The sequence below is a fragment of the Psychrobacter sp. FME13 genome, from assembly GCF_014861395.1.
GTDB lineage: Bacteria > Pseudomonadota > Gammaproteobacteria > Pseudomonadales > Moraxellaceae > Psychrobacter.
Genome location: NZ_RRYV01000134.1, coordinates 1 through 8,551 on the forward strand (window position 1 = coordinate 1; position 8,551 = coordinate 8,551).

6 protein-coding genes are annotated in these 8,551 nt (G+C 42.7%); 3 read left to right on the forward strand and 3 right to left on the reverse strand.

What is annotated here, in order from left to right; translation table 11 throughout:
• Positions 1–301: 301 nt before the first annotated feature.
• From argS to EI164_RS12700, 3 genes are all read left to right on the forward strand, one after another.
• Positions 302–2,131 (forward strand): arginine--tRNA ligase, encoded by a 1,830-nt coding sequence (gene argS, locus EI164_RS12690; protein WP_192520315.1) that lies wholly within the window; start codon positions 302–304, stop codon positions 2,129–2,131.
• A 103-nt stretch (positions 2,132–2,234) separates the two neighbouring features.
• Positions 2,235–3,032, forward strand: coding sequence for an SPOR domain-containing protein (locus tag EI164_RS12695; RefSeq protein WP_192520316.1), 798 nt, complete (start codon positions 2,235–2,237; stop codon positions 3,030–3,032).
• A gap of 131 nt (positions 3,033–3,163) precedes the next feature.
• Positions 3,164–4,258: a PTS transporter subunit IIC gene (locus EI164_RS12700; protein ID WP_192520317.1), complete on the forward strand. Its 1,095-nt coding sequence runs from the start codon at positions 3,164–3,166 to the stop codon at positions 4,256–4,258.
• Positions 4,259–4,461: 203 nt separating this feature from the next.
• Here EI164_RS12700 and EI164_RS12705 read toward each other — a convergent pair whose 3' ends face one another.
• The 3 genes from EI164_RS12705 to clpP form a co-directional block, all read right to left on the reverse strand.
• Positions 4,462–5,406: a c-type cytochrome gene (locus EI164_RS12705; protein ID WP_192520318.1), complete on the reverse strand. Its 945-nt coding sequence runs from the start codon at positions 5,404–5,406 to the stop codon at positions 4,462–4,464.
• A 755-nt stretch (positions 5,407–6,161) separates the two neighbouring features.
• Entirely contained in the window at positions 6,162–7,436 is a 1,275-nt protein-coding gene (gene clpX / locus EI164_RS12710) for an ATP-dependent protease ATP-binding subunit ClpX (RefSeq protein ID WP_192520319.1), read from the reverse strand.
• Between the two features lie 108 nt (positions 7,437–7,544).
• On the reverse strand, positions 7,545–8,177 hold the full coding sequence (gene clpP, locus EI164_RS12715; protein ID WP_413038464.1) for an ATP-dependent Clp endopeptidase proteolytic subunit ClpP: 633 nt from the start codon (positions 8,175–8,177) through the stop codon (positions 7,545–7,547).
• Between the last annotated feature and the right edge of the window lie 374 nt (positions 8,178–8,551).

The window sequence follows — 8,551 nt, forward strand, 5'->3', positions numbered from 1 at the left end:
GTATCAGCAAGCATTTAATCTAAACGGCAGTTACACAGAATTCGGGATGGTCTCTGCTTTAAACGTCCAACAGATCCTAATTACTAAGGGAAGCCGTCTTAACGGTAAGATTTCAGTGCTAATTTTGGTGTAAATGGTGCAATAAAGCGCAAAGATTGTTATATTTACAGGTTATTTATCTTTTTATATTATTTTACCTTTTACAATGTCGGTCGCTATTATTATAAGCGGTTATCGGTCGTTTACATTCACCGTATTTTTGCACCGTTTTTGTTGTTTATTTAATTGAGTTCACATCCTTATGTCACAAGCCCAGATTGATACACTTGCCTCACTGTTTAATGATGCCGTTCAGACTTTACAAGCAGATGGTACATTACCAAGCGATTGGCAAAATAACAGTCAAATCACGCGTACCAAAGACCTAAGCCATGGTGATTTTGCCAGTAATATCGCACTTACTGCCGCAAAAGCCGCCAAGGCCAACCCGCGCCAACTTGCCGAAAAAATCGTTAATGCCTTGCCTGAAAACCAAGATATCCGCCAAGTAGAAATCGCAGGGCCGGGTTTTATTAATGTCTTTTTAAATGCTGAAGCGAAGTTTGCCGTATTAGACGATATTTTTAACTTGCAAGACCGTTTTGGTTTGAGCAATCAGTTTGCAGGGCAAAAAATACAAGTTGAGTTTGTCTCTGCCAACCCAACGTCTAGCTTGCATGTTGGTCATGGGCGTGGTGCGGCATTTGGCATGAGCGTGTCAAACTTGCTAGAAGCGATCGGTTATGACGTCACGCGTGAGTATTATGTCAATGACGCTGGTCGTCAAATGGACATCTTAGCAACCAGTACCTATTTGCGTTATTTAGCAGCAAATGGCGAGCAAGTGACTTTTCCTGTCAACGGCTATCAAGGCGACTATGTCAGTGATATTGCCAAAACGCTAAAAGTGCAACATGCTGATAGCTATGTTCATAGCTTTACAGACGTTGCCAAAGACGTGCCTGCAGATGCCGAGTTTGAGATAAACGCAGATGGTGAAAAAGTACTGCTGTCAGGTGATAAAGAAGCGCATATCGATGGGCTGATTGCCAATAGTAAGACTTTGCTTGGTGATGGCTATGAGTTGTTTTTAAATGCAGCGTTGAGTAGTATTTTGGCCGATATCAAAGATGACTTAAATGACTTTGGCGTGAGCTATGAATGCTGGTTCAGCGAAAAGTCGATTGATGCTGAGATTGAGCCGGCTCTACAAGTATTAGACGAAAAAGGCTATCTGTACGAAAAAGACGGCAATATCTGGTTTAAATCGACCGACTTCGGTGACGAAAAAGACCGTGTGGTACGCCGCGCTAATGGTCAGTCTACTTATTTTGCTTCTGACATTGCTTATCATAAAAACAAATTTGATCGTGGTTTTGATAAAGTCGTCAATGTCTGGGGCGCTGATCACCATGGCTATGTTCCACGTGTCAAAGCAGCACTACTTGCCTTGGGTATCGATGCAGAAAAACTTGATGTGGTGCTGGTACAGTTTGTCGCGTTATGGCGTGGTAGTGAAAAAGTACAAATGTCCTCGCGTTCAGGTCAGTTTGTCACCCTGCGTGATTTACGAAACGAAGTTGGCAATGATGCCGCGCGTTTTTATTATGTGGCCCGTAAGCCTGAAGTGCATATTGACTTTGATTTGGAGCTTGCTAAATCACAAAGCAAAGACAATCAGGTGTATTACATTCAATATGCGCATGCCCGTGTTTGCCGCGTACTAGAAAAACTGGCTACCTATGATTTAACAGTAGATGATGCCGTTGGTCTGGCGCATCAGAATCTGCTTAGTGCGCCCAATGAAGACGAGTTGATTAAACTACTAGCAGGGTATCCAGCGACACTATTACGAGCAGCAACTGGCTATGAGCCCCATGTATTGACCAATTATCTGAAAGAGCTGGCAGCGCTATTTCACGGTTGGTATGATACCAACCGTATTTTACCATTGAGCCTAACGTCAGGTGAGACACCGAGTCAAGATGAGATAGATTTGATGCAAGCTCGTCTGCGTTTGTCTAAAGCTGTTCGTCAAGTATTGGTTAATGGGCTTAGTTTATTAGGATTGTCTGCGCCGTCTAGCATGTAGTAGTTTTTTACATAGAAAAATCTCTAGTTTGTAGAGTGAGTATAGATGGTTGATAGCAATAATTTAATAATGATAGATAGATTCAGTAGGGAGAACCAGATCCATGCTAGCCAAAAAACCTAAAGGCGCGACTGAAAAGCGCAAAACAAGTAGTGTATCAGGCTTATTATGGATGTTCGTTGGGGCCGTATTGACCCTTATGATCGGTGTGTTTATATACTTGTCACCATTGTTTGATTTTAGTCCGACCGATAGCAGCGCCGAAAACGAGCAAGATCGTCAGGTACAGCCACGAGTTGAGACTGATACTGATAATGGCGATTATGAGTTTTATGATATTTTGCCAAATCAAGAGATGGCCACCATACCTGATGAAGATTTTGGTGAGATAAATAATGATCGCATAGGAGGTGTCGATGCTTTTGAGCCCGATATCGTGGTCACACAGCCTACTAATTCGTCAGCCAGTGGTAGTGACGATGAGGGTAATTTAGGTATTTCTGAAAATACGGTGATTGAACCTAGTAATGGCAATAACGCTGCCAATAGCGATATCGTTGTTGTCGAAGAAAATGCGACTTATGATAGCGCGACATCGGTCAGCAGCACAGATAACTCTGACAGTAATGCAGGTACTGCCAACGTTCAAGCTGCCACACCTGCTGCCACTTATATATTGCAAATAAACAGTTTCGGTGATGCTGATGAAGCAGATCGCCGCCGCGCACAAGTGCTGATGGCAGGAGTAGATGCTCGTGTGGTCAAAAACACAACGGGTAATGGCGAGCCTATTTATCAAGTAATCTCTCGGCCAATGAGCAACCGTCAAACGGTGGCTAGCGCTCAGCAGCGATTACAGAATAATGGTATTGATTCTATCATCGTAGAGCAGCGTCGTTAGGTGCAGTTACTAGTAATGGTTTATTCAAAAAAGCGTCGTTATGACGCTTTTTTTGTCTCTTATTTTTAGTAACGCTATTTTACTTTGCCATTTTATTATATCTTATCATTACTTCCTCAACGAGTATGGCTATGACTGTATCTGACTCAACAACATCTTCTACTGGCATCATTAAAGCTTTTTTCCAAAAATATTTCATCGATGCGTTTACTGGGATGGCTTTAGGGCTGTTTGTGACATTGATTGCAGGCCTTATTATCTCCCAAATTGGCGGTTGGTTAGATTTACCTGCGTTGGTTGCAGTCGGCAAACTGGCATCAATACTGATGGGAGCGGGTATTGGCGTCGGCATTGCTTATTATCTTAAAGCACCGACATTAGTGATGTTAAGTTGCTTGGTAGCAGGTATGCTAGGTGCTCACTCCGAAGCACTAATGGCAGGCACGCTGTTTACACCACAAGTTGGCGGACCTGCGACGTTTGTAGCGTTGCCTGGGAATCCGATAGGCGCCTATCTAACATCAGTTTTTGCTTATCGTGCGGGTAGTTGGGTGGCAGGAAAGACCAAGCTTGATATTTTATTGGTTCCGTTATTGGTATGTGCAGTTGCATTAGCCGTTTGTGCGCTATTAAACCCTCCTATCGTCGCTGCTGTTGCTACCATTGGTCAAGGCATTCAAGCAGCGACTGAGCTTCAGCCATTATTAATGGGCATTGTCATTGCCGTTGTGGTCGGTATTTTATTGACATTGCCGACATCGAGTGCGGCTATTTGTATCGCTATTGGGCTTGGCGGTGTAGCAGGTGGTGCAGCGGTAGTGGGCTGTGCAGCACATATGATTGGTTTTGCGGTTGCAAGTTTCAAAGACAATGGTGTGAGCGGCGTGGTCTCTCAGGGCCTAGGTACCAGCATGCTGCAAATCCCTAATGTACTAAAAAAACCCATCGTTTTACTACCAGCTGTGATTGCCAGTGCTATCGTTGGCCCTATTGCGACCGTAGGTTTTGGCCTGGCTTGCACGGCAACGGGAGCAGGCATGGGTACCGCTGGATTGGTCGGTGTATTCGGCGTGATTGAAGCATCACAGGAGATTATGAGTACCGGTCAATTATGGACAGCGATTATTTTATTGATGTTTGTATTGCCTGCGCTAATTGCAGGGTTGGTCGCCTATATCATGCGCCGTATGGGTTGGTTGGTCGCTGGTGATATGAAGCTGCCTTAGCTATTTATTTGTTTTATAATTAAGGTGTGTTGAATTTGTTGCCCTAAACATAAAAAGCCTAACTATATAAATAGTTAGGCTTTTTATTCCTCAGGTATAGCAGCAATAAGTTGCCGGTTGTCTGTATAGGGTCTCTTGTACGGGTCATGTGCTCATTCTAATTATCACAATCTAAATGAGTCGACATCTGATCCTATATAAGATTAACGACGCACGTCTACAGGTGCTCCACCTTTTGGCCAATCTTGGTCTTTATTGGATTTCACTGGACGGTCTAGTTGAGTGAAGTAGCTAGCCACATCGATGGCCTCTTGATCAGTCAGAGTATTACCTTGACCAAAAGGCATTTTACCTTTTACAAATGCAGCCGCCTTGTATGTCCTTGCCATACCTGCGCCATCGTTAAATGAATCTGCACCAGCGATGGCAGGGTATACATAAGTGCCATCGTCATTGTACTGACCTTCACCATTTTCACCGTGGCAAGTGGTACAGGTCGCAGCGAAAATTTCTTTGCCTTTGACAGGGTCTGGCGTGAGTGAACTGTCGATCTCGACAAACCCACGACCTGGAGGTGAAACGCCAATTGGCATGTCTTGCGATAACCACGTCATATAAGAAATAAAGGCGTTCATCTCATCCGAATCTACTTCTAACGGAGTACCATTCATTGAACGCTGAAAACAGCCGTTGACGCGCTCTTGTAATGAGTTGACACGTGCATCACGCGAGCGATAGATGGGAAAGATACCTGGTAGACCATTCCATGGTGCAGCATAAGCTTCTGAACCATTTGCTAAGTGACAGCTAGTACAGTTGAGCTTGTTGCCGACGTTGTCAGGTAGCTCTCGATAAGTATGGTTGGCAAGCTCTAAGCCTCGACGGACGGCAGCACCGTACTCATCGTCAGGGATGGTCGATTCAGCGGGCATGCTGATGTTCAGCTTAGCACCTGGGTTTTCCGCCAACTCATTTTTGATCTCTGTTGCTTGCGCTTCGAGTGACTTTACTCGGGCGATGGCCTCGGCTTCTTCGACACGATCGACAGCTTTTGTACCTGATTCGCTACAGGCCGTGATGCTAGTAGCACCAATAGCAAAGAGAGTTGCTATTAGGAGATATGGCTTGGTCTGTAAGAAATTTTTCATTAAAACATCCTTATTATGAAAAATAATATTTGGATAAGTGTTTATCTGGTAACTTAATCGTCATACTAAAAGTAACGCCTTTCAATTGAGGGTTAAAAACTAAGCACGTAATCAATCTGTAAGTTATTAGAAATACAATTGTATCAAAATACACAATAGTAGTATATAAATACACAATATATTATTTGTTATATTAAAATGTAAGAACAGATCTATTAGACAACTCACTTGCTAAGAAAGTTGCATGAGAAGTCGTTGTAGGTTTAGAAATAGGGCTTTAACATAAAGATTATTTAAGTCACTTGTTTGTTCAAGCCCATTTTTTATCAGTAGCAGTGTTTGTCAGTCGTGAAGATCGATTATTTAGCTGTGTGTGGCTTTTTTGATAGGAGATGTACATCACTTTTGTATGATTGATAACTGATGCTGAAGATGGCAATAGACGCTGCTGATACGCTCATAGTAAATAGCATTTATCATTGAACTAGGGCGTATCTTCAACGCAATCGATAGTCATCTAAATGAACTAAAAATGGCTAGATTTTGTCAGATAGCTGACTAATATCTCGATATTATCTACGCTATTTTCCTTGTTTGAATGCTCTTTATCACATTTTTATTAGTATTTTTAAAATGAAGACACGGTCTAGAGATTATAATGATGAGACAAAATAAAAGCGTCTGAGCAAACTTTGCCAGACGCTTTTTTTGTATAGCCAACGCATAATCGTTAGCTATATTAGGTCGATAAGATATTAAGAAATGTCAGGTGTCTTACCTTCATTGATGACTTCTTCATCAACAAGAACTGTTTTAGCATCCTTCATCGATGGTAGTTCGTACATGGTTTCAAGTAAGGCATTTTCTACGATAGAGCGTAGACCACGTGCACCTGTTTTACGTTCCATGGCTTTTTTCGCGATGGCATCTAGTGCTTCTTGAGTAAAGTTAATCTCAGCACCTTCCATATCAAACAAATACTTGTACTGTTTGACCAGTGCGTTCTTAGGTTCAGTTAGGATTTGTACAAGTGCCTCTTCATCTAGCTCTTGCAATGCAGCGAGTACAGGCAAACGACCAATTAGCTCAGGAATCAGACCAAACTTAATCAAATCTTCTGGCTCAACTTCTTGCAATAAATCTGAGCTACGACGGCTATCGTCTTTTGAGCTAACATCTGCGTTAAAGCCAATGCCACCTTTCTCAGTACGTTGTTGAATGACGCTATCAAGACCAGAAAATGCACCACCTACGATGATCAAGATATTGCTGGTATCGACTTGGATGAGCTCTTGCTGTGGATGCTTACGTCCACCATGTGGCGGGATAGCAGCTACCGTACCTTCGATCAGCTTTAGCAATGCCTGCTGTACGCCTTCACCTGATACATCACGAGTAATAGAAGGGTTATCGCCTTTCTTACTGATTTTATCAATCTCATCGATATAGATAATACCTTGCTCAGCCTTACTTACATCGTAATCAGAGGCTTGTAGCAGCTTTTGCACGATGTTTTCAACGTCTTCGCCGACATAACCAGCTTCTGTCAGGGTCGTGGCATCAGCCATCGCAAACGGTACGTCAAGCAGACGTGCTAAGGTTTGTGCTAACAATGTCTTACCAGAACCGGTAGGGCCAATCAGCAAAATATTACTTTTTGCCAATTCCACCATGGCATCATCAGCACCAATCTTAGATTTTTTGCTATCACTGGCTAAGGTCTGGCTGACTTTTAGACGCTTATAATGGTTATAAACGGCAACGGCTAATGCTTTTTTGGCGGCGTCTTGACCAATCACGTACTCATCAAGCTTGGCACGCAACTCTTTTGGCGTTGGTAATTTTTTATTTACCCAAGAAGTATCGACTTCGCTATTGTCATCACTGTCTTCTGCGCTATCGGCAATGAGGTCAGTACACAGCTCGATGCATTCGTTACAGATATTGGCATCGTCAGCGGCAATCAGCTGCTTCACTTCGCTTTTGGCTTTGCCGCAAAACGAACAATGCGGGGTATTGTCTTCTGCCATAAAGGCGCTCCTAAGTTTTAAAACTTATAAATATTTTGATTATTTACATCAATGCCAAAACGTATCACGCTAAGGCATTTGGTTCTCATCAAGGCTGTTATATGCTAATTATAAAGAAGTAGGGCGGCGCTCTAATACTTCGTCAACCAAACCATATTCTTTGGCTTCTTGCGCATCCAACCAGTAATCGCGCTCGACGTCTTTTTCGATTTTTTCTACTGGCTGACCAGTACGCTCAGCTAAGATGCTGTTTAGACGTGAACGAGTTTTCAGGATTTCACGAGCATTAATCTCGATATCCGTTGCCTGGCCTTGCGCACCGCCTGAAGGCTGGTGAATCATCACGCGAGCATTAGCAAGGGAATAACGCTTACCTTTTTGACCAGCTGCCAGTAAGAATGAACCCATGCTATAAGCACCGCCCATACAGATAGTTGATACTTCAGGCTTAATAAAGTTCATGGTATCAAAAATAGCCAAACCAGCGCTCACTGAACCGCCTGGTGAGTTGATATATAAATGAATATCTTTGTCAGGGTTTTCAGCTTCTAAAAATAGCAATTGTGCAACGATAAGGTTGGCCATATTGTCTTCGACCTGACCGGTCAAAAAGATAACGCGCTCACGCAATAGACGTGAAAAGATATCAAAAGAGCGTTCACCGCGTGATGATTGTTCAACCACCATAGGCACTAGTGCAGCTTGAGTGCTTTGCACGTTGTTGTGTGCACTCATCAGCATATCAAAATGTGGGTTGGCAGTGATGCGATCATAATCTGTCATAAAGATGTCCTGTTTATAAGTACATAAGATAAAGGGGTTGAGGTTAGCGAACGGCTAAGCTATGGGTGCTTATTATAATAAATACTGCCGCTGATTATTCACACGAACTAGATGAAATAGTAAGATCCAGACGTCGCTAAAAATAGTTGAGCTAATGGTAACTTTTTTATTAGAGCAATAGTAACTTTTTAATGTGAAAAATAATATATGGCTCACTATTAATAAGGCGTTTGTACACATTTATCAAGGGGTCTGGTAATAAACTATCGATAAAGGTTAGGACTTACGCAACAATCAGTCTAGGCGAGCGTAACTGCTCGCAGAGATAGTCA

What these genes read in the sequence shown, in the direction of transcription:
- EI164_RS12695 (WP_192520316.1), top strand. Translation starts at nt 2,235, where the DNA reads ATGCTAGCCAAAAAACCTAAAGGCGCGACTGAAAAGCGCAAAACAAGT.
- EI164_RS12700 (WP_192520317.1), top strand. Translation starts at nt 3,164, where the DNA reads ATGACTGTATCTGACTCAACAACATCTTCTACTGGCATCATTAAAGCT.
- clpP (WP_413038464.1), bottom strand. Translation starts at nt 8,177, where the DNA reads ATGCTGATGAGTGCACACAACAACGTGCAAAGCACTCAAGCTGCACTA.
- clpX (WP_192520319.1), bottom strand. Translation starts at nt 7,436, where the DNA reads ATGGCAGAAGACAATACCCCGCATTGTTCGTTTTGCGGCAAAGCCAAA.
- EI164_RS12705 (WP_192520318.1), bottom strand. Translation starts at nt 5,406, where the DNA reads ATGAAAAATTTCTTACAGACCAAGCCATATCTCCTAATAGCAACTCTC.
- argS (WP_192520315.1), top strand. Translation starts at nt 302, where the DNA reads ATGTCACAAGCCCAGATTGATACACTTGCCTCACTGTTTAATGATGCC.